At 60.0% G+C, this 21,287-nt stretch carries 20 protein-coding genes; 17 read left to right on the plus strand and 3 right to left on the minus strand.

Annotated features, from left to right (window positions below; all coding sequences use genetic code 11):
- Window positions 1-58 precede the first annotated feature (58 nt).
- The 10 genes from rpsB (at window position 59) to ACQRAJ_RS05410 (ending at window position 10,171) form a co-directional block, all read left to right on the plus strand.
- A complete protein-coding gene (gene rpsB / locus ACQRAJ_RS05365; RefSeq protein WP_055285135.1) occupies window positions 59-787 on the plus strand; it encodes a 30S ribosomal protein S2 in 729 nt (242 codons plus the stop codon).
- Between the two features lie 45 nt (window positions 788-832).
- Complete coding sequence (gene tsf / locus ACQRAJ_RS05370) at window positions 833-1,702, plus strand: translation elongation factor Ts (protein ID WP_022094736.1); 870 nt, start codon at window positions 833-835, stop codon at window positions 1,700-1,702.
- Between the two features lie 117 nt (window positions 1,703-1,819).
- The gene (gene pyrH, locus ACQRAJ_RS05375; RefSeq protein ID WP_154516255.1) at window positions 1,820-2,542 is read left to right on the plus strand and encodes a UMP kinase; all 723 of its coding nucleotides are present in this window, start codon (window positions 1,820-1,822) and stop codon (window positions 2,540-2,542) included.
- Between the two features lie 2 nt (window positions 2,543-2,544).
- Window positions 2,545-3,081 (plus strand): ribosome recycling factor, encoded by a 537-nt coding sequence (gene frr, locus ACQRAJ_RS05380; protein ID WP_006236112.1) that lies wholly within the window; start codon window positions 2,545-2,547, stop codon window positions 3,079-3,081.
- 1 nt (window position 3,082) lies between these two features.
- Window positions 3,083-3,877 carry an isoprenyl transferase gene (locus ACQRAJ_RS05385; protein WP_427726874.1) on the plus strand — a complete coding sequence of 265 codons (795 nt, stop codon included), beginning with the start codon at window positions 3,083-3,085 and terminating at the stop codon, window positions 3,875-3,877.
- A gap of 2 nt (window positions 3,878-3,879) precedes the next feature.
- The gene (locus tag ACQRAJ_RS05390) at window positions 3,880-4,779 is read left to right on the plus strand and encodes a phosphatidate cytidylyltransferase (protein ID WP_427726872.1); all 900 of its coding nucleotides are present in this window, start codon (window positions 3,880-3,882) and stop codon (window positions 4,777-4,779) included.
- Complete coding sequence (dxr, locus tag ACQRAJ_RS05395; protein ID WP_427747923.1) at window positions 4,779-5,966, plus strand: 1-deoxy-D-xylulose-5-phosphate reductoisomerase; 1,188 nt, start codon at window positions 4,779-4,781, stop codon at window positions 5,964-5,966. Before ACQRAJ_RS05390 ends, dxr begins: the two co-directional genes overlap by 1 nt.
- A 25-nt stretch (window positions 5,967-5,991) precedes the next feature.
- A complete protein-coding gene (locus tag ACQRAJ_RS05400; protein WP_427747924.1) occupies window positions 5,992-7,353 on the plus strand; it encodes a M50 family metallopeptidase in 1,362 nt (453 codons plus the stop codon).
- A 13-nt stretch (window positions 7,354-7,366) separates the two neighbouring features.
- The gene (ispG, locus tag ACQRAJ_RS05405) at window positions 7,367-8,449 is read left to right on the plus strand and encodes a flavodoxin-dependent (E)-4-hydroxy-3-methylbut-2-enyl-diphosphate synthase (protein ID WP_427747925.1); all 1,083 of its coding nucleotides are present in this window, start codon (window positions 7,367-7,369) and stop codon (window positions 8,447-8,449) included.
- Window positions 8,450-8,461: 12 nt separating this feature from the next.
- Window positions 8,462-10,171 carry a proline--tRNA ligase gene (locus tag ACQRAJ_RS05410; RefSeq protein WP_154516538.1) on the plus strand — a complete coding sequence of 570 codons (1,710 nt, stop codon included), beginning with the start codon at window positions 8,462-8,464 and terminating at the stop codon, window positions 10,169-10,171.
- Window positions 10,172-10,358: 187 nt separating this feature from the next.
- Here ACQRAJ_RS05410 and ACQRAJ_RS05415 read toward each other — a convergent pair whose 3' ends face one another.
- Together ACQRAJ_RS05415 and adhE are read right to left on the minus strand one after the other, a co-directional pair.
- Window positions 10,359-11,123 (minus strand): aminoglycoside phosphotransferase family protein, encoded by a 765-nt coding sequence (locus tag ACQRAJ_RS05415; RefSeq protein ID WP_154516259.1) that lies wholly within the window; start codon window positions 11,121-11,123, stop codon window positions 10,359-10,361.
- 87 nt (window positions 11,124-11,210) lie between these two features.
- Window positions 11,211-13,859: a bifunctional acetaldehyde-CoA/alcohol dehydrogenase gene (gene adhE / locus ACQRAJ_RS05420; RefSeq protein ID WP_154516260.1), complete on the minus strand. Its 2,649-nt coding sequence runs from the start codon at window positions 13,857-13,859 to the stop codon at window positions 11,211-11,213.
- Window positions 13,860-14,189: 330 nt separating this feature from the next.
- Between adhE and ACQRAJ_RS05425 the strand changes: the two genes are divergently transcribed.
- Complete coding sequence (locus ACQRAJ_RS05425; protein ID WP_427726860.1) at window positions 14,190-14,966, plus strand: transposase; 777 nt, start codon at window positions 14,190-14,192, stop codon at window positions 14,964-14,966.
- A 196-nt stretch (window positions 14,967-15,162) separates the two neighbouring features.
- Here ACQRAJ_RS05425 and rpmB read toward each other — a convergent pair whose 3' ends face one another.
- Entirely contained in the window at window positions 15,163-15,351 is a 189-nt protein-coding gene (rpmB, locus tag ACQRAJ_RS05430; protein ID WP_022094725.1) for a 50S ribosomal protein L28, read from the minus strand.
- A 451-nt stretch (window positions 15,352-15,802) separates the two neighbouring features.
- Between rpmB and pyrR the strand changes: the two genes are divergently transcribed.
- From pyrR to pyrF, 6 genes are all read left to right on the plus strand, one after another.
- Window positions 15,803-16,387: a bifunctional pyr operon transcriptional regulator/uracil phosphoribosyltransferase PyrR gene (gene pyrR / locus ACQRAJ_RS05435; RefSeq protein WP_138374176.1), complete on the plus strand. Its 585-nt coding sequence runs from the start codon at window positions 15,803-15,805 to the stop codon at window positions 16,385-16,387.
- A gap of 4 nt (window positions 16,388-16,391) precedes the next feature.
- Window positions 16,392-17,336, plus strand: a complete 945-nt coding sequence (locus ACQRAJ_RS05440; RefSeq protein WP_035138537.1) for an aspartate carbamoyltransferase catalytic subunit — start codon at window positions 16,392-16,394, stop codon at window positions 17,334-17,336.
- Window positions 17,320-18,609, plus strand: coding sequence for a dihydroorotase (locus ACQRAJ_RS05445; RefSeq protein ID WP_154516264.1), 1,290 nt, complete (start codon window positions 17,320-17,322; stop codon window positions 18,607-18,609). The genes ACQRAJ_RS05440 and ACQRAJ_RS05445 overlap by 17 nt, the downstream gene beginning before the upstream one ends.
- 116 nt (window positions 18,610-18,725) lie before the next feature.
- Window positions 18,726-19,493, plus strand: coding sequence for a dihydroorotate dehydrogenase electron transfer subunit (locus ACQRAJ_RS05450; RefSeq protein WP_154516544.1), 768 nt, complete (start codon window positions 18,726-18,728; stop codon window positions 19,491-19,493).
- Window positions 19,494-19,507: 14 nt separating this feature from the next.
- The gene (locus ACQRAJ_RS05455) at window positions 19,508-20,416 is read left to right on the plus strand and encodes a dihydroorotate dehydrogenase (RefSeq protein WP_427717595.1); all 909 of its coding nucleotides are present in this window, start codon (window positions 19,508-19,510) and stop codon (window positions 20,414-20,416) included.
- Window positions 20,410-21,126, plus strand: a complete 717-nt coding sequence (gene pyrF / locus ACQRAJ_RS05460; protein ID WP_427747926.1) for an orotidine-5'-phosphate decarboxylase — start codon at window positions 20,410-20,412, stop codon at window positions 21,124-21,126. Before ACQRAJ_RS05455 ends, pyrF begins: the two co-directional genes overlap by 7 nt.
- Window positions 21,127-21,287 lie beyond the last annotated feature (161 nt).

The raw sequence follows: 21,287 nt of genomic DNA on the forward strand, positions 1-21,287 counted from the left end.
TGTCCGGGTTGGTTTTGGAGGATGACCCCGCGCGGAGGCAAACCACAGGAGGTTTAACATGGCTACCAAGATTAATATCCGCACCCTGCTCGAGGCCGGCTGCCACTTCGGTCACCAGACCCGTCGCTGGAACCCCAAGATGAAGCCGTTCATCTTCGGTGAGCGCAACGGCATCTACATCCTCGACCTCAAGCAGACCATTCTTGACGCCGACCAGGCTTACACCTTCGTCAAGAACGTTGCCAAGGGTGGCAACGTGCTGTTCGTCGGCACCAAGAAGCAGGCTCAGGAGGCCGTCAAGAACGCCGCTGAGCGCGCCAACATGCCTTACATCAACCAGCGTTGGCTCGGCGGCATGCTGACCAACTTCGTCACCATCCGCTCCCGCATCAACCGCATGGAGGAGCTCGAGGCCATGGTCGAGGACGGCCGCATGGCTGTTCTTCCCAAGAAGGAGCAGGCTGTTCTGGGTAAGGAGCTCGCTAAGCTCCAGACCAACCTCGGTGGCGCCCGCGACATGAAGGGTCTGCCCCAGGCTCTCTTCGTCATCGACACCAAGCGCGAGGAGAACGCCATCAAGGAGGCCCAGCGCCTGAACATCCCCGTCGTCGCTCTGATCGATACCAACTCCGATCCCGACGAGGTCGAGTACGGCATCCCCTGCAACGATGACGCCATCTCCGCTGTCACCCTTATGTGCGAGCTCATGGCCGACGCTTGCCTCGCTGGCTCCGGCAAGGAGCAGGTCTCCGAGGCCGAGATGGCCGCTGAGCCCAAGGCCGAGTAAATCAGTCCTAATTAAGTCTTTTTCATCTCTTTGAAAGGAACCACAATGGCCCAGATTACCGCCGCTATGGTCAAGCAGCTCCGCGAGATGACCGACTCCCCGATGATGGAGTGCAAGAAGGCTCTCGTCGAGGCTGACGGTGACATGGACGCCGCTGTTGACGTTCTGCGTAAGAACGGCCTCGCTAAGGCTGCCAAGAAGGCTGGCCGCGAGACCAACGAGGGCGCTGTCGCCGCGTTCGTCTCCGAGGATGGCAAGACCGGCGCTCTGCTCGAGCTCTCCTGCGAGACCGACTTCGTCGGCTCCAACGCCAAGTTCACCGGCTTTGCTTCCAAGGTCGCCGAGGTTGTCGCCACCACCGAGCCGGCCGATGTCGACGCTCTGCTCGAGAAGCCGATGGGCGAGGAGACCGTTTCCTCCGAGCTCACCGAGATGATTCACATCATGGGCGAGAACATGAAGATCTCTCGCTTCGCCGCCCGCAAGGCCGAGAACGGCGCTCTCGCTTCTTACATCCACATGGGTGGTAAGATCGGCGTTCTCGTCGAGTTTGCTTTCGAGAAGGCTGAGACCGCTCAGGCTGAGTCCTTCAAGACCTTTGCCCACGACGTTGCCCTTCAGGTTGCCGCTGTCGCTCCGATCTGCGCTACCCGCGATCAGGTTCCGGCCGAGACCGTCGAGCATGAGAAGCAGATTTACATGGCTCAGGCTGCCGAGTCCGGCAAGCCCGAGGCCATCCAGGAGAAGATGGCTGTTGGCCGTCTGGAGAAGTTCTACAAGCAGTCCGTGCTCACCGAGCAGGAGTTCATCAAGGACAGCTCCCTCACCATCAAGAAGTACGCTGAGCAGGTCTCCAAGGAGCTCGGCGATACCATTACCGTCGTTGCCTTCGACCGTCTGGTCCGTGGCGAGTAAATAAGCTCTTGTAGCTGGTAATGAGCAGGCTGTGGGTTTTACTCACAGCCTGCTTTTTCATGGCTCTAAGCAGAGCCTTTGATATCATATTGAGAGTCTAATTAAAGGAGGATCGCTTTGTCCGACATCCGATATAAACGCGTGCTTTTGAAGCTTTCCGGCGAAGCACTGATGGGCGATGGCCACTATGGCATCGACCCCAAGATTACCGACCATCTTGCCAAGCAGGTCAAGGAGCTGCTTGCCGTTGGCCATGAGGTCGGCATCGTTGTCGGCGGCGGCAATATTTTCCGCGGCATGGCTGGAGCTGCCGGCGGTATGGAGCGTGCTCAGGCCGATTACATGGGCATGCTTGCAACCGTTATGAACGCGCTCGCCCTGCAGGATGCCTTCGAGCATAACGATGTTCCCTGCCGCGTTATGAGTGCCATCCAGATGAACGAGATTTGCGAGCCCTATATTCGTCGTCGCGCCATCAATCACCTGTCCAAGGGCAATGTCGTTATCTTCGCGGCCGGCTCGGGCAATCCGTACTTTACGACTGACACCGCCGCGGCCCTTCGCGCCTGCGAGATCGGTGCGGAGATTCTGATTAAGGCCACCAAGGTCGACGGTATCTACGACAAAGATCCCGTCAAGTGCGCCGATGCCGTCCGCTTTGACAAGATCACCTATCACGAGGTGCTCGTCCGCGGCCTGCAGGTTATGGATTCCACGGCTACGGCCCTGTGCCAGGATAACCGTATGCCCATTTTGGTCCTCAACATCGATGGCGAGGACAACGTCAAGCGCGCGCTTTCGGGTGAGCCCGTCGGCACGCTCGTCTATCAGGAGGATTAAGCATGGCAGAGAACATCACCGCCCACATGGACAAGTCGCTCGAGTCCCTCAAGCATAACTTCTCCAAGGTCCGTACCGGCCGAGCCAACGCTAACATTCTGTCCGACATCACCGTCGATTATTACGGTGTTCCCACGCCGGTCACGCAGGTTGCCGCCGTAAAGACCCCCGAGGCCCACATGCTGCTCATCGAGCCGTGGGATAAGGCGCTTATCAACGCCATCGTCAAGGCCATCGGCGCTTCCGATCTGGGTATTACCCCCAACTCCGATGGCACCGTTGTTCGTCTTCCGTTCCCGGCTCCCACCGAGGAGCGCCGTCGCGAGCTCGTCAAGGAGTGCCGCGAGTACGCCGAGCAGGCCAAGGTGTCTATCCGTAACATCCGTCGCGACTTTAACAACAAGCTCGAGCGCGATGAGGAGCTCACCGAGGACGACGTCCGCCGTGAGCAGGCCAAGGTGCAGAAGCATACCGACGAGTATGTCGCCAAGGTCGAGGAGCTTCTGAAGGAAAAAGAAGCCGAGGTCATGGAGATCTAAGGTGCAATACGACGAGAACAAACTGGTCGAGTACTTTGCCGACGCCCCTGCGGGCGTCGGTTTTTCCGACCTTGACCTCAATAACATTCCGCGCCATATCTCGTGCATCATGGACGGTAACGGTCGCTGGGCTACGGCGCGAGGTCTTGCCCGTACCGAGGGTCACAAGGCGGGTATCGTCTCCCTTCGTGAGATCATTACTGCCTGCGTGCGTCTGGGTGTCGACGTGCTTTCCGCCTATGCGTTTTCAACCGAAAACTGGAACCGCCCGCAGCATGAGGTTAACGTCTTGATGCATCTGTTTGCCAAGACGTTTATCGATGAGCTGCCGCTTCTGAAGCGCGAAAACGTCCGTGTTGTCTTTTTGGGTGATATTTCCGCGCTGCCCAAGAAGACCCGCGACGTTTTTGAATGCGGTCTTGCCGAGTGCGCCAATCACACCGGTATGACGCTGGCGCTCGCCGTCAACTACGGCGCGCGTGCCGAGATTACCCGTGCCGCCCGTCAGCTTGCGCTCGATGCCGCCTCCGGCAAGATCGACCCTGCTGCTATCGACGATGATATGGTTGCTTCGCACCTGTACACCGCCGGTCTTCCCGATCCCGAGCTGGTCATTCGCACCTCTGGTGAGCTTCGCCTTTCGAACTATCTGCTGTGGCAGGTGGCTTATTCCGAGTTCTATGTCACCGATACCTATTGGCCTGACTTTAATCGTTGGGGCCTTGTTGACGCCATTTTGGCCTATCAGGGCCGTGACCGTAGGTTTGGTGGACTGAGCAAGACCGAGGAGGCTTAATCGTGTCCGATCGTCCCAAGGCATCTGCTCCCAAGACGCCTGCGCGCAAAGCTGCCACTGCGGGAGCGCCTGCAGCGAAGAACGGCACCGGTTCGTGGCTTGCGGGCTTTATTACCCGTGCCGCCGCCGGTATCGTCTACGCCGTCGTCTTTATCCTGTGCCTGGTTTTGGGTATCGTGCCCACCGCCATTTTTGTCTCTGTCATGAGCGGGCTTTGCTGCTTTGAGTTTTTCCGTATGACGAGGCTCGATGGCAAGGTCGCCAACGAGCATCTGGGCATTATTGCCGCCGTGCTCTTTCCGTTATCGGCGCTTGGCGATTCGCTTTTGCTGAACGCCCTGCTTTTTGCACTGATGCTCGCGGTGGGCATTTGGTATGTTTGGTCGCCGCGTACCCGCATCTCTGATGTGGCCGTGACGCTCATGGGTCCCATCTACACAGGCTTTATGCTGTCGGCTATTGTGCTGCTGCGCGATGCCGTGCCCGGTTTTGCCGGCGCCCTGCTTTCAGTGGGTGTTTGCGCGTCCCTTTGGGTCTCCGATTCGTTTGCCTACATCGTGGGCAGTCGTATCGGCAAACACAAGATGGTCCCCAAGATCTCTCCCAAAAAGAGCTGGGAGGGCTTTGTTGGTGGCATCTTGGGCTCGGTTCTCATCTGGCTCATTTTGTGGGTGACGCATTTCTATAAGCTGAGCTTGCCCTATGCGCTGCTTTGCGGCGTGGTTGTGTCCATCCTGGGCGTTATCGGCGACCTTATCGAGTCGCGCATCAAGCGCGGTGTGGGCGTCAAGGATTCCGGCAACCTTATCCCGGGCCACGGCGGCATGCTCGATCGTAGCGATTCGCTTATCTTCGGCTGCATCACCGCGCAGCTGATGCTGATGATCGGAGGCGTGCTGTAATGTCCTTCCAGACGACCTATGGCTCCGATGGACGTCTCCGTGTTGCCATCCTGGGCTGTACGGGCTCTATCGGTACCCAGGCGCTCGATGTTTGCCGTCAGCATGCCGATCGTCTGCAGGTGACGGCTCTTTCCGTTAATTCCAGTACCACTGAGCTCGTTGCGTTTGCCCGTGAGTTTTCGGTTCCGGCTGTTGCCATCGCAGATACCGCTCACGGGTCTGATGCCGTGCTGCAGGAGCTGCCTCAGGGCACGAACGTCGGCGTTGGTGCGCAGGCGGTCTGTGATCTCGCGTGCCGTGATGATGTCGATTGCGTGCTCGTTGCCATTGTTGGCGCGGCTGGTCTCGAGGCAAGCCATGCTGCCTTGATCTCGAATAAGCGCCTTGCCCTTGCCAATAAGGAGTCGCTCGTTGTTGGCGGTGACCTGCTGATGCCGTTGGCACAGCCCGGTCAGCTTATCCCGGTCGATTCCGAGCATTCTGCAATTTACCAGTGCTATCTGGGTGAGAATCCGCGCGAGGCCCACTGTATTTGGCTTACCTGCTCGGGCGGTCCGTTCTTTGGCCGTTCGCGCGAGGAGCTCGACCGTGTGACCCGTAATGACGCCTTGGCGCATCCCACTTGGGCTATGGGTGCCAAGACCACGATCGACTCGGCTACCCTCATGAACAAGGGCCTGGAGCGTATCGAGGCGATGCGCCTGTTCGGTTGCGGCCTCGACGTTATCAACGTGGTCGTGCAGCGCCAGTCAAAGATCCATTCGATGGTCGAGTTTGCCGACGGCTCCGTGATGGCGCATCTCGGGGCATCTGACATGCGCATTCCCATCCAGTTTGCCTTCTCGTATCCCGAGCGCTGGGATACTCCGGCTCCGCGCATCGATTTCCGCGAGTTGGGTCAGCTTACCTTTGCTGCGGCCGACATGGATACGTTCCGCTGCCTGGCGCTGGCCGAGCGTGCGGGCAAGACGGGCGGCACCATGCCGTGCGTGCTCAATGCCGCCAACGAGGTCGCCGTCGATGCCTTCCTGCATGATGGCTGCAGTTTTACCGATATCGATCGCATTGTGGAATCCTGTATGGATGCGCATGATGCGCAGACGGTCGATTCGTTTGAACAGCTTCGCGGTATCGATGCGTGGGCGCGTGAAAAGGCCGCGCAAGTGCTCGCCGCAACCCGTTTTTAACCCATAAGGATTGCTTTTTCGTTTTATGGAAACTGTTCTGAGCGTTCTCTCATCGGTCTTTTGGGGCCTGCTGATGCTTTCCGTCCTCGTGTTTTTGCACGAGGGCGGCCACTTTTTGGCGGCGCGTGCCTGCGGCGTCCGGGTGACTGAGTTCTTTTTGGGCCTGCCGTGTCGCTTTGATATTCACCATACGTCTCGTCGGATCGGCACCAAGTTTGGCGTGACCCCGCTGTTGCTGGGTGGGTATGCTGCCATCTGTGGCATGGATCCGACCGATGTCTCGTATGCCGATCGCGTGCTTGCCGCCATCTATCGCCACGGCCGTGTGACGGTGGCCGATCTTGCCGTCGAGCTTGAGCTGTCCGAGGAGGATGTGCTCGAGGCCTGTGCTTTGCTGCTGGGTTGGGGCTCCATAGCTCCTTGGTATGAAGAAGGAGAAAAGCCTTCGCCTGGTTACTATCCCACCAAGTACCAGACCCTGCCGCGTGATGCGGCGGGTTATACCACCTTTGACGGCCGTCGGTTCGATCGCGAGCACGCGACTGCCGAGGGTGATGTATGGGAACTGCCGTGCGGCGAGGCCGAATTCCTTGCACGCGAGCGCTCGCACACCTATTTGGGTCAGGTCTTTGTCAAGCGTGCCTTTATGCTGCTTGCGGGCATTATCGTCAATATCCTGACGGGCTTTTTGCTCCTTATGAGCATCTATTCCATCGCGGGTGTCACGGTGCCGGTGGACACCAATGTGATCGGCCAGGTTGACGAAGGCTCGATTGCCTCCGCGGCGGGAATCGAGGATGGCGACGCGATTCTTTCGGTCGACGGAGTATCGTGCTCTACCTGGATGGACGTTTACGATGCCATTGGCAAGGCTGCCGGTAAGGACGATATAGCCATTGAGTACGAGCGTGACGGCAAGAAGCATTCGACCACGGTCGCGCTCAAAGAGGACGAACGCCTAGGTGTGTATGTCTCTACGCAGGTGGTCCGTTTAGACCCCATCACGTCGGCTCGCCTGTCGTTCTCCTATGTCGTGCGGACAGCGGAGGGCGTGATGCGCCTGCTCCAGCCTCAGCATACGATGGAGATTCTCGATCAGTCCTCTTCGATCGTGGGTATTAGCGTTATGTCCTCACAAGCTGCTGCTGCCGGCCCTGCCACGTTCCTTTCGTTTGCCGCCCTCATTTCGTTCTCGCTTGGCTTTATGAACCTGCTGCCCATCCCGCCACTCGATGGCGGCAAGTTGGTCATCGAGATCATTCAAAAGATTGCGGGCCGCGAGCTTCCGCTTAAGGTCCAGACGATTGTGAGCTATGTGGGCATCGCGCTCTTTGCGCTGCTGTTTGTCTATATGCTTCGTTCCGACATCCTTCGATTTATTCTGTAGGGGAGTGTTTGGATTGTCTTCATCCCATCCTTTGCCTCGCGAGTTGACGCGCCCCGTGCATGTGGGCGGCGTGCAGATCGGTGGAGGCGCGCCGGTGGCGGTCCAATCCATGACCTGCACTGATACCGCTGATGCCCAGGCAACGCTTGCGCAAGTGCGCGCGTTGGCGCAGGCTGGCTGCGATATCGTGCGCGTGAGCGTGCCCACCGAGGCCGCGCTTGAGGGTTTCCGCGCCATCTGTGCCGAGTCTCCGGTGCCGATCGTTGCCGATATCCACTTTAACCATAAGCTCGCCATTGGTGCCGTTGAGGCCGGTGCTGCCAAGCTGCGCATCAATCCCGGCAATATCGGCGATTGGGCCAAGGTTGACGCGGTGATCGATGCTGCGGGTGCCGCGGGCTGTGCGATTCGTATCGGCGTCAATGCTGGTTCTCTTGAGCAGGATATCGCTGAGCGCGACGACCTCACGCAGCCCGAAAAGCTCGTGATGTCGAGCGAACGTTTCGTCAAGCATTTTGAAGACCGCGGCTTTACGAACATTGTGCTTTCGGCCAAGGCCCATAGCGTGCAAACGACGCTCGACACCTATCGTGCCCTGTCGCGTGAGATTCCCCACGTTCCGCTCCACCTGGGCGTAACCGAGGCGGGTACCAAGCTGCAGGGCACCATCAAGAGCTCGGTGGGCCTTGGCATCCTGCTGTCCGAGGGAATCGGTGACACCATGCGCGTTTCGCTCACGGCCGATCCGGTTGAGGAGCCGCCGGTCGCCTGGGGAGTTTTGCAGTCGCTGGGCCTGCGTCGCCGCGGCCCCGAGATTGTCTCGTGCCCAACGTGCGCCCGCTGTCAGGTTAACCTGATCGCAATCGCCGAGGAAGTAACCGAGCGGCTTAAGAACTATGCCGCGCCGCTTTCGATTGCCGTCATGGGATGCGCCGTCAATGGCCCCGGTGAGGCTTCTGATGCCGACCTGGGCGTTGCTTGCGGACGTGGTCAGGGCCTGCTCTTTTCGCACGGCCAGATCATTGGTAAAGTAGCGGAGGACCAAATTGTCGACGCGCTTATGGCCGAGGTCGACAAGCTTATTGAGGAGAAATAAATGACCCGAGCAATGTATATGTCTAAGCTGTATGCTCCGACGCTCAAAGAGGATCCAGCCGACGCTGAGCTTGCGAGCCATCGCCTGCTGCTCCGTGCCGGTATGATCCGCAAGGAGGCTGCCGGTCTCTATTCCTATCTGCCGCTCGCGTGGCGCTCGATTCGCAAGATTGAGAACATCGTGCGCGACGAGATGGACGCCGCCGGCGCTCAGGAGCTCATGATGCCCATCATGGTCGATGCCGAGCTGTGGCGTGAGTCCGGCCGTATCGATGCCTATGGCAAGGAGCTCGTGCGCTTTGATGACCGCCACGGCCGCGAGTTCGTGCTCGGCCCCACGCACGAGGAGACCGTGACTGCCCTGGTGCGCAACGAGCTGCGTTCATACAAGCAACTGCCGGTGAATCTCTATCACATCCAGGACAAGTTCCGCGACGAGTTCCGTCCCCGCTTTGGCCTGATGCGCGGTCGCGAGTTCATCATGAAAGACGCCTACAGCTTTTCTGCCACGCAGGAGAGCCTGCAGGAGGAGTACGACAAGATGAAGCAGGCCTACGCCAATATCTGCGAGCGCTGCTACATCAAGGCCCTGCCCGTCGTCGCCGATTCCGGCGAGATCGGTGGCGACACCTCCGTCGAGTTCATGGCGCTGGCAGATGCCGGCGAGGCTTCACTGGTCTACTGCGACGATTGTGGCTTTGCTGCCGATGACGAGGCGGCAAGCACCAAGGTCGTTGTGACCGAGGGCCCCGGCGACGGCACACTCACCAAGGTCGAGACTCCGGGTATGGGCACCATCGAGGCCGTCGCCAAGTTCTTCGGCTTCCCCGAGAACGGTACGCGCAAGTCGCTGGCTCTCATCGACGCCGAGGGCAAGCCGGTTGTGGCCATCGTTCCGGGCGATCATGAGCTCAACGACTGCAAGGCCGAGCATGTCTTTGGCAAGGGCTATCGCATGATGACCGACGAGGAGCTCCAGACCTACGGTCTGCATAAGGGCTTTATCGGACCGGTTAACCTGCCCGAGGGCATTCGTCTGGTCTGCGACGAGAGCCTGCGCGAGTCCAAGCAGTGGGCCTGCGGTGCCAACGAAGTCGACTATCACTTTACCGGTGCCTGCCCCGAGCGCGACTTTACCGTCGACGAGTGGGCCGACCTGGTTACCGTCGTTGCCGGCGACCCTTGCCCGCACTGCGGCAAGCCGCTCTCCGCTGCTCGCGGTATCGAGGTTTCCCAGGTCTTCCAGCTGGGCACCAAGTACTCCGAGGCCATGGGTGCCACCTTTATGGACGAGGACGGCAAGGAGAAGCCGCTTATCATGGGTTGCTACGGCGTGGGCGTGTCCCGCTCGCTCGCTGCCGTCGTGGAGCAGCACAACGACGAGCACGGTATCGTTTGGCCGGTCTCCGTTGCCCCGTACGAGGTTGCGGTGATTCCGCTCGACCCCAAGAAGGAGGAGTGCGCTTCTGTTTGCGATCAAATCGTCGAGGGTCTGTGCGCCGAGGGTATCGAGGTTGTCGTTGACGACCGTGACGAGCGTCCCGGCTTTAAGTTTGCCGACAACGACCTTATGGGCTTCCCTTATCAGGTGGTGCTCGGCAAGCGCGGCCTTAAGAACGGCACCGTCGAGCTCAAGGATCGTGCCACGGGCGAGCGCGAGGATGTGGCGATCGATGAGGTTGTCGCCAAGGTGGCTGAGCTTGTGAAAGCAGCACGCCGTTAATCGAGTCCGCTGCGTTTAGTGCACTTGTTTTAGTGCACTTGTTAAACGGCCCTGCGTCTCTCGAGGTAGAGATGCAGGGCCGCTTTTGCGTCTAAGGGACATTTGTTGCTAAAAGGAAAACCCCGCAGCCCATGCGAGCTGTGGGGTTTTCCTTTGTGCCTCCGATGCGAAATAAATCGCTCAGATATTACTGATAATCGACGACGTCGATCCAGTTCTTCAGGAACTCATCGTTCACGTTGCGCTTACGAGCGAGCTCGGAAGCGGCGACGATGCTCGTCCACTGACGCACGACCTGCATGGGCATGTCGGCGCGATCGCAGTAGAGCTCCAGGTAGGCCTCGGCCTGATCCTTGCTGTTGAGGGCAAAGAGCAGGTAGGTGGTGGCAACGTCGGCAGCAGGGGAGCCCTGGGTGGCGTGTGCCCAGTCGCAGACGTACAGCTGGCCGTCGTCGCCAACGATGACGTTGGAGGGGTTGAAGTCACCGTGGCAGACCTTGAACTCCTTGGTCATGCCGTCCAGACGCTCCTGAAGGTTGTAGCGCGTGGTGGCATTGAGCTGATCGAGGCTGTCGATCATGCGGGCGAACTTGTCGCGCTGACGGTTGAGCAGCGGGGAGGTGTAGCCGTGGATCTCGATCTGGAGGTCGACGAACATCTCGAGGTACTCACCAAAGCGCTGGGGCTCGGCAGTCATCTTCTCGGCAAGGGTGGTGCCCGGAACCTTCTCGGTCACGAGCGCCCAGCCGTTGGCGTTCTCGAGCTGAGAAACCTCGAGAGCCTTGGGGCTGCGGATGCCGCACTCATTGATGCGGGCAAGATTCAAAGCCTCGTTGAACACGTCGGAGACGGGCTTGGTCTCGTTAAAGACCTTGACGATCTTGTCGCCCAGGTCGTAAACGACTTTGTTGCCGCGACGGACGAGCTCGGTCTTGGATTCGGGGAGCAGCATGATTGCATCCTTTCAACGATGCGATAGAAGCAGCGGCGGGGGCGTGCGTGCGCCCGTTCACCCCCGCCGAAATAACCGTGCTAAAAACTAGCAGACGGCGTAGTCCTGGGGCTCGCGGCCATAGTAGGCGTCCAGGTAGAGCTCCTTGATCTCGCTCATGAGCGGGTAGCGCGGGTTAGCGCCGGTGCACTGGTCGTTGAATGCCTGCTCGGTCATCTCGTCGAGGGTGTCGAGGAAGTACTGCTCGTCAACACCGTAGTCGGCGATGGTCTTCTTGACACCGATGAAGTCCTTGAGCTCCTCGAGCTTCGTGATGAAGTTCTCGAAGACCTCCTTGTCGTCCTTGCCCTCGATACCGCAGTACTTGGCCATCTCGGCGTAGTTGTGCAGCGCGTTGGGGTAAGGATACTGGGAGAACGTGCCCATCTTGACGGGGGCCTCGGCGGCGTTGTAGCGCATGACGCGAGTCAGGATGATGGCGTTGGCGATGCCGTGGGGCAGGTGATGGAAGGCACCGAGCTTGTGGGCCATGGAGTGGTTGAGGCCCAGGAAGGCGTTGGCGAAGGCCATACCGGCCATGCAGGAGGCGTTGTGCATCTCCTCGCGGGCATGCGGGTCCTTGGCGCCGTTTTCGAAGCTGGAGGGCAGGTTCTCGAAGACGAGCTTGGCAGCGCGCTCGGAGAGGCCCTTGGTGTAGTCGGAGGCCATGATGGAGACATAGGACTCGATGGCGTGGGTCATGACGTCGATGCCGGAGGCGGCGGTCAGGCCGCGCGGGGCGGTCATGCAGTTGTCGGCGTCAACGATAGCCATGTTGGGGAGCAGCGCGTAGTCGGCGAGCGGCCACTTGATGCCGGTCTCCTTGTCGGTGATGATGGCGAACGGCGTGCACTCGGAACCGGTGCCCGAAGAGGTCGGGACGGCGACGAAGTAGGCCTTCTTGCCCATCTCGGGGAAGGTGAAGATACGCTTGCGGATGTCCATGAAGTCCATGGCCATGTCCTCAAACTTGCACTCGGGGTGCTCGTACATCATCCACATGATCTTGCCGGCGTCCATAGCGGAGCCACCGCCGACGGCGATGATGACGTCCGGCTCAAAGAGAGCCATCTGCTTGGCGCCGCGACGTGCGCACTGCAGCGACGGATCGGGCTCGACGTCGTAGAAGCAGTCGTGGGCGATGCCCATCTCGTCGAGCTTGGCCTCGATGGCGCGGGTGTTGCCATTCTTGAAGAGGAACTGGTCGGTGACGATAAAGGCGCGCTTCTTGCCCATGACGCTGCCCAGCTCGTCGAGAGCGACGGGCGTGGAACCCTTCTTGAAGTAGACCTTCTCGGGAGCGCGGAACCACAGCATGTTCTCACGGCGCTCGGCCACAGTCTTAACGTTGATCAAGTGCTTCACCCCAACGTTCTCGGAGACGGAGTTGCCGCCCCAGGAGCCGCAGCCCAGGGTCAGAGACGGCTTCATGCCAAAGTTGTACAGGTCACCGATGCCGCCGTGCGAGGACGGGGTGTTGATGACGATGCGGCAGGCCTTCATGACATGCTCGAACAGGCTGATCTTCTCGGCCTGGGCGGGATGCACGTACAGAGAGGCGGTGTGGCCCGGGCCACCGGCGAGTACCAGGTGCTCGGCCTTGTCGACGGCCTCCTGGAAGTCCTTGGCGTGATACATGGCCAGGACAGGGGAGAGCTTCTCGTGGGAGAACTCCTCCTTGGCGGGGTCGGTGGAGGTGACCTCGGCGATCAGGATCTTGGTCTTGGCGGGAACCTCGATACCGGCGAGCTCGGCGATCTTGGCGGCAGCCATGCCGGGGATGCGGTGATCGAGAGCGCCGTTCTTGAACATGGCGCCGCGCAGGGCCTCCATCTCGGCACCCTGCTTGACGAAGTAGCAGCCGCGCTTCTGGAATTCGGCCTTAACCTGGTCATAGATGGTGTCGATGACGGTCACGGACTGCTCGGAAGCGCAGATCATGCCGTTGTCGAAGGTCTTGGAGTGGATGATGGAGTTGACGGCGAGCAGCACGTCGGCGGTGTCGTCGATGACGACCGGGGTGTTACCGGCGCCAACGCCCAGGGCGGGCTTGCCCGAGGAGTAGGCGGCCTTGACCATGCCCGGGCCACCGGTGGCGAGGATGATGTCGACATCGCGCATGACCATGTTGGTCAGCTCGATGGAGGGGACATCGACCCAGCCGATGATGCCCTCGGGGGCGCCGGCCTTGACGGCGGCGTCAAGCACGAGCTTGGCGGCGGCGATGGTGCACTTGGCGGCAGCCGGGTGCGGGGAGATGATGATGGCGTTGCGGGTCTTCAGGCTGATCAGCGTCTTGAAGATCGCGGTGGAGGTGGGGTTGGTCGTCGGGATGACGGCGCCCACGATGCCGATGGGCTCAGCGATCTTGGTGATGCCGTAGGCCTCGTCGCGCTCAATGACACCACAGGTCTTGGTGTTCTTGTAAGCGTTGTAGATGTACTCTGCGGCGTAGTGGTTCTTGATGACCTTGTCCTCAAGAACGCCGCGACCGGTCTCCTCGATGGCCATCTTCGCCAGCGGGATACGAGCCTTGTTGGCGGCCATGGCGGCCTCGTAGAAGATCTTGTCGACCTGCTCCTGCGTGTACGTAGCAAAAAGCGCCTGGGCCTCTCGCATCTGAGCGAGCTTAGCCTCAAGCGCCTCTACGTTGTCCACAATTGCGGGAGTAGTGTTTTCCGGTGACTTTTTCACCATTTGTGTCTCCTTGCGATCGGAGATTTACCCTACGTGTTGCATGATAGCAAGAAATTATTCGGCGAACGGTAAGATTCCCGTAAAAGGCACACTAAAACGCTTCAATCTACTGAAGCGTTTTAATTATAAATATCAGCCTGGCATCGGCCTGCTCATTGGGGACAGACTTATATGAGTGCTTTCACTCATTTGGGACAGACATCGTTTTGCCATTTCGCTGTTCTGGACCTGTTATTGCCGCTTATTGGATATAAATAGATCACAGGCTCAGCATTTCGCGTTGCTTCTCTCCTTTTAGGTGTTGCCTGTACAGTTTTGAAAGGAGAGATTATGCCCCGATGTGCCCGCGCCGTTTCGATCACCGGCTATTACCATGTTTATGACCGCGGCAATTCCAAGCAGATTATTTTTGAAGATGACTCCGACCGCTATCGTTTCTTGTCGGATATCTCGGACAGGTTTGCACGCCATAAAGTGGCGGTGTTAGCTTGGTGCCTTATGGACAACCACTTCCATTTGATGGTTGATGACCCTTATGACAACCTTTCAAAGGCGATGCAGTGCGCATTGACGGCGTATGCTAAGTATTTCAATGGGAAAACGGGAAGAACGGGTCATCTATTTGACAATCGCTATTCGCGGGTCGCGGTTGAGTCGGACACTCAGGCGGTGCAGTTGCTCGATTATATCCATCTCAATCCTGTGAAAGGTTCGATCGACTCACTCGAGGCGTACCGATGGTCAAGCTTCAAGGCATATCAGCTGGGCTACGATCCCTTTGACATTTGTGATGCGGCCCCTATGCTCGATATTGTCGGAGGCTCCCGTTGCTATTGCGAGCATCTCAAGGAAGTTGCCGGCCGCATCTGGTCGGTGGAGGTTCTTCCACGCCGTCGGATCCCCGATGAGGAGGCCCTTTCCGTTGCGCGCGAAGTCCTGCCGAGCATAGATCCTACGCTGCTTAAGGCCCTGCCACGCCCCGAACGCGATGCCTGCCTGCTGAGGCTCAGGCAGGCACATCTCACGGTCAAGCAAATTGCCCGTATCACCGGTATCGGCGCTACAAGTGTGACCAAGGCCACTGCGGGCTGGAAGGAAGCTGCGTGAGGCGGGGGCCGGAGCTAGTCGGGGCGCCGCAGACACGCATCATGTCTGTCCCCAATGAGTAAAAACACCCATGTAAGTCTGTCCCCAATGAGTGCAAAAAGGCGCCCTCCACAAGAGAGGACGCCTTTGGTAAGTTCTATGTGAACGCGAGGTCTTTGACCCGGAGAGTCCGAGGTACTTGTTGGTAAGACCTTATTTAGGAGCGCGCAACCTTGCCAGACTTAAGGCAGGTGGAGCAAACGTTCATCTTGCGACGGTGACCATCGACGACGACGTAGACACGCTGGATGTTGGGGCGGAACTTACGGTTGGTGACGCGGTGAGAGTGGCTGATGGAGCGACCGGCAACGGGGTGCTTACCGCAAACTTCGCAAACTTTGGACATAACTGACCCTCCTTGGGCGACAAACGAACATGTCGCGTTAACAAACAAGCCTGAACTATAGCACAGAAGCAGCTCCCTGTGCGTAATCTACACAGAGATATTTCTCTTATGGCGATAGTGCCCACGCTACGGCCCTGGACGTAGATCCGATTTGCGTGTAGCAGAGGGGATTATGCCAGCTCGCATCGACGTTTTCAAGCTTGTCCCGCAAATATATATAGGTTTATGGAACGTTGAGTCCGTTTGCGGATTGCTCCGTATTAATGCTCGCAATTAAGCTCGGGGTTGGCTACACTATCCCTTGACCATTAAAGGGGTACGAGATACCCACATGGATTTATATTGCTGCCATAGAGCAGTCCTTCCTGTGGGTGTCTGGTCCGCTTTGAGCGGTCGGGCATCTATTTTTTTTGACTGTATCAGCAGTCAAGACATGTGAGGAAGGAGATCGATGGGCACGACTTCCCCCAAGGCGGTCATCATGGACGAGACCGCCGTCAACCGAGCGATGACCCGCATCGCGCACGAGATTCTCGAGCGCAACGAGGGCTGTGAAGACCTCGCTCTGGTCGGCATCGTCACGCGCGGCGACCTTCTGGCAAAGAAGCTCGCCGAGGCGATCAAGGAGATCGAGGGTGTTGACGTTCCGCTCGGCAGCCTGGACATCAGCTTCTATCGCGATGACTATGCGACTAACTTCGCTCCCGCGATCCACGCTACCAACATTCCCTTCAGCGTCGACGGCAAGCGCGTCGTTTTGGTGGACGACATCCTGTACACGGGTCGCACCATCCGCGCCGCTCTGGACGCCGTTATGGACCTGGGCCGTCCGAGCCGCATCGAGCTGGCAGTTCTCGTTGACCGCGGTCACCGCGAGCTCCCTATCTCGCCGGACTTTGTCGGCAAGAACGTTCCCTCGTCGCACGAGGAGAACGTGCACCTATATATGAAGGAAGTCGACGGCCGTACCGCTGTCGAGATCAACGACGTCGCGCCGGGTTCCCACGTGGGCTCCGCGCCGCTGGGAGGTGAGTAGTACCGTGGCGTTCAATCATAAGCACCTGATCGACATTACCGAGTACTCCGAAGAGGACATCAAGCTCATCCTCGAGACCGCCAAGGCGTTCTCCGAGGTCAACGAGCGTGCCATCAAGAAGGTCCCCACGCTCAAGGGCAAGACTATCGTCAATATGTTCAATGAGCCCTCGACGCGTACCCGCAGCTCCTTCGAGCTCGCCGAGAAGCGTCTTTCGGCCGACAGCCTCAACTTTGGCGGCTCCTCGACCTCCACGGTCAAGGGCGAGAGCCTCGTCGATACCGTCGAGACGCTCAACGCCTACAAGATCGACTGCATCGTCGTGCGCGACAAACATGCCGGTGCTCCCTACATCGTCACGCAGAATTCGCCCGCGAGTGTTATCTGCGCCGGTGACGGTAAGCACAATCACCCCACGCAGGCTCTGCTCGACCTGTACACCATCTGGGAGCACAAGGGTGACTTCCACGGTCTGAAAGTCGCCGTCGTCGGCGACATCGCCCACTCCCGCGTCTGCGGCTCGCTGATCCCCGCGTTGAAGATCATGGGCTGCGAGACCTACGCCGTCGCCCCCGGCACGCTGCTGCCGCCGGCGCCCGAGGTTCTGGGCTGCGACCACGTGACGAGCGACCTCGATTCCGTCCTGCCCGAGCTGGACGTCGTCTACATGCTGCGCGTACAGCAGGAGCGCCTCGAGGGTGCCCCGTTCCCGACCATTCGCGAGTACCACAAGCTCTTCGGCCTGACCAAGGACCGTGAGAAGCTCATGAAGCCCGACGCGATCATTTGCCACCCGGGCCCCATCAACCGCGGCGTCGAGTTCGACTCCTATATGGCCGACCACCCGCAACGCTCCGTCATCCTGGAGCAGGTCTACGCCGGTATCTGCGTGCGTATGGCTATCCTGTATCTGCTGCTTGGAGGTGCCGATAATGGCCTTGCTTCTTAAGAATGCCCACGTCGTCGATCCGTCCGTCGAGCTTGACGGGGTCGTTGACGTCCTAATCGACGGCGACAAGATCGCCGAGGTCGGCGAGAACCTCGCCGCCGAGGGAGCCGAGGTCCGCGACCTTTCCGGTAAGTATCTTGTCCCTGGCCTGGTGGACATGCACGTCCACCTGCGCGAGCCCGGCTACGAGGTCAAAGAGGACATCGAGAGCGGCACCCGCGCAGCTGCCAAGGGCGGCTTCACTGGCGTGTGCGCCATGCCCAACACCGACCCCGTTACCGATAACGGTACCGTTGTTGAGTTCGTCAAGTCCCGCGCTGCCGAGGTCGGCCACTGCCGCGTCTATCCTTCTGGCGCCATGACCCGCGGTCTTAAGGGCGAGGCTATGTCCGAGATGGGCGATATGGTCGCCCACGGCGCCGTCGCCTTCACCGACGACGGTCGCGGCGTGCAGGGTGCAGGCATGCTCCGTCGCTGCATGGACTACGGCAAGATGTTCGGCAAGGTCTTCATGAGCCATTGCCAGGACGAGGACCTGGTCGGCCACGGCCAGATCAACGAGGGCAAGGTTTCGACTCGTCTGGCCCTCGAGGGCTGGCCGGCTGCCGGCGAGGAGCTCCAGATCGCCCGCGACATCGAGATCGCCAAACTGACCGGTGCCAAGCTGCACATCCAGCACATCTCCACCGCCCATGGCCTGGAGCTCGTGCGTGCCGGCAAGGCCGCTGGCGTTCAGGTTACCTGCGAGGCCACCCCGCATCACATGTTCCTGACCGAGAACGACCTGGACGAGACCTACAACACCTCGCTCAAGGTTAACCCGCCGCTGCGTACCGACGAGGATGCCGAGGCCATCCGCCAGGGTGTCATCGACGGCACCGTCGACGTCATCGTCACCGATCACGCTCCCCACACGCCGTGGGAGAAAGCCCGTGAGTTCGAGCTCGCGCCCTTTGGCATGATCGGCCTCGAGACCTCGCTGTCGCTCGTGCTCACCGAGCTGGTCAACACGGGCAAGATGGGTATGGGCCGCATGGTCGAGCTCATGGCTATTAAGCCGCGTGAGATCCTGGGCCTCGACCAGGTTCAGGTCAAGGCGGGCTCTGTTGCCGACCTGACCGTCTTCGACGCGTCTGTCACCTGGACGGTCGGCGAGGACGGTTACGAGTCGCGCGCCGAGAACTCCGGTTTTGCCGGCCGCACGCTCACCGGTCGTGCCACCGATGTGTTTGTCGGCGGTAAACAGACGCTTGCCGACGGCTGCATCTGCTAGCATAGCCTTATCGCTTTTGCGCGCGGTGCCCTTGCGGTGCCGCGCTTTCTGTTCGTTTGGTCCATGCAACTGCATGGGGGATTGGAGCGTCTATGCCCACACCTTCCACTGCACGCATGCACGACTTCGAGGTCGTCTCGAACCAGGAGATCGCCGACGGCATCTTCTCGCTCGTTATTTCGGCCCCCAAGCTTGCAAGTGCGCTCAAGCCCGGTCAGTTTGTGAACATCGCCGTGCCCGGCGATGCCTCTTCGCTGCTTCGCGTGCCCTTGAGCTTCTATCGCTCTGACGCCGAGGCCGGTACCGTCGAGCTGTGGTACGCCGTCGTGGGCGACGACACCCGTCGTCTGTCGCAGATGGGCCCCGGCTCCAAGTCCAACCTGTTGGGCCCTGGCGGCCGCGGCTGGCTGGTACCCGAGGGCACCAGGAAGGCGCTGCTCGTGGCGGGCGGCATCGGTGTTCCGCCCGTGCTGTGCCTCGCTGGCATGCTTGCCGAGCAGGGCGTGGCCGTTGACGTGTGCCTGGGTTTTGGCACCGCGTCCAAGGTCGTGGGCGTCGATGAGTTCCGCGCGCTGGGAGCCACGGTCAACGTGTGCACCGACGACGGCTCGTTGGGTACGCACGGCTTATGCACCGATCCTGCCGCTGAGCTGCTCGGCAAGGGCGGTTACGACTACGTCGCCAGCTGTGGTCCCGCCGTTATGATGAAGAAAGTCGCCGCCGCTGCCGCCGAGGCCGGCGCGTACTGCGAGGTGTCGCTCGAGCGCATGATGAGCTGCGGCTTTGGTGCCTGCAACACCTGCAATGTCGAGACGGTCGACGGTATGAAGGGTGCCTGCATGTGCGGCCCCGTGTTTGATGCTTCCAAGGTGGTGGTCTTCTAGTGGGTACCGTGAACATGTCCGTCGATTTCGGCGGCGTCAAGATGCAGAACCCCATCAACACCGCAGCCGGTACCTTTGGCTACGGTTGGCAGTTCCAGAACTTCTTTGATGTCTCCCAGCTGGGTGCCATCACCACCAAGGGTTGCGCTGCCGAGCCCTGGCCCGGCAATCCCGCACCCCGCATGGCCGAGATCCCCGGCGGCATGATCAATTCCGTGGGCCTGCAGAACCCCGGTGTGGCCGCTTTCGCCCGCGAGTCCGGTCCGTGGCTCGAGCAGCTCTCCAAGGACGGTTGCCAGGTCATCTGCCAGGTTGCCGGTCACTCCGTTGATGAGTTCGTGCGCGCGCTCGAGATGTATGTCGAGCTGTGTCCCTGGGCTGCCGGCTATGAGATCAACGTGAGCTGCCCCAACATTGCCGCCGGCGGTGCCGCCATGGGCTCCACGCCCGAGGGCGCCTCTTCCGTTATGGCTGCCTGCCGCAAGGTGACCGATAAGCCGCTGTTCGTTAAGATGGCTCCGGTCAACGTCGCCGAGATCGCCCGCGCCCTCGAGGCTGCCGGCGCCGACGGCCTTTCGGTCATCAACTCCATCCAGGGCATGGCCATTGACGTGCACACCCGCAAGTCCCGTGTGGCCAAGCCCAAGGGCGGCCTTTCGGGCCCGCTGTGCCACCACATCGCCGTGCGCATGGTCTGGGAGGTCGCCCAGGCCGTCGATATCCCCATCAACGGTGTCGGTGGTGTCATGACCGGCGAGGATGCGGCCGAGTTTATCCTGGCCGGCGCCACCTGCGTGTCGGTCGGCATGGCCAACTTCGTCGACCCGTGTGCTTCGCTTAAGATCGCGCACGAGCTCGAGGCCTGGGCGGAGTCCCAGGGCGTAAAGGACATCAACGAGCTGGTAGGTGCGTTCGAATGCTAGAGACCGATGCCCGCGACCGTGTTATCGTCGCCCTCGACTGCGACCGTGAGCGTGCACTCGAGCTCGCCCACGAGCTTTCGGGCCATGCCGCCTGGCTCAAGGTGGGCATGACGCTCTATTACGCCGAGGGTCCCGAGATCGTCAAGACGTTCAAGGATTTGGGCTTTAAGGTCTTCCTCGACCTCAAGTTCCATGACATTCCGCATCAGGTGCGCGGTGCCGCTCGCTCGGCCTCGCTTGCCGGTGCCGACCTGCTCTCGGTCCACGGCTTGGGTTCGGGCGCCATGCTCGCTGCCTGCCGCGAGGGTGCCGAGGAGGCGCGCGAGGACCGCGCCAAGCTCGTCGCCATCACCGTACTTACGAGCATGAATCAGGATGCGCTGGCGGAGATCGGCGTCGAGTCGCCCGTGGCCGAGGAGGCCGCTCGCCTGGCAAAGCTCGCTCAGGCCAACGGCATCGACGGTATCGTGTGCTCGCCGATGGAGGCTCACGACATGCGTGAGCTACTCGGCCCCGACGCGCTGATCGTGACTCCGGGTGTGCGTCCGGTGGGTGCCGCCCTGGGCGATCAATCCCGTGTGGCGACACCTTCCCAGGCTATCGAGCGCGGTGCGAGCCACATCGTGGTGGGCCGTCCTATTACCGGCTCCGACGATCCGGTTGCGGCCTTTGACGCCATCGTCGCCGAGCTGGTCGAAAACGTCGCGTAAAAGATTCCCTCAAGTCACCACTTTTGGGTCTTATTAGCACAAATTAGCCCTTGTGCCTGCGAAAACTTTCCCATCCTTTGTGTGGAATCACAGGTCAGGGGCTCAACTTTGACCTCCGTATATTGCACTTTTCGCAGGTATCGTCTAACCTATGGAGCCGT

Source organism: Collinsella sp. SGI.184 (assembly GCF_050313415.1).
GTDB lineage: Bacteria > Actinomycetota > Coriobacteriia > Coriobacteriales > Coriobacteriaceae > Collinsella.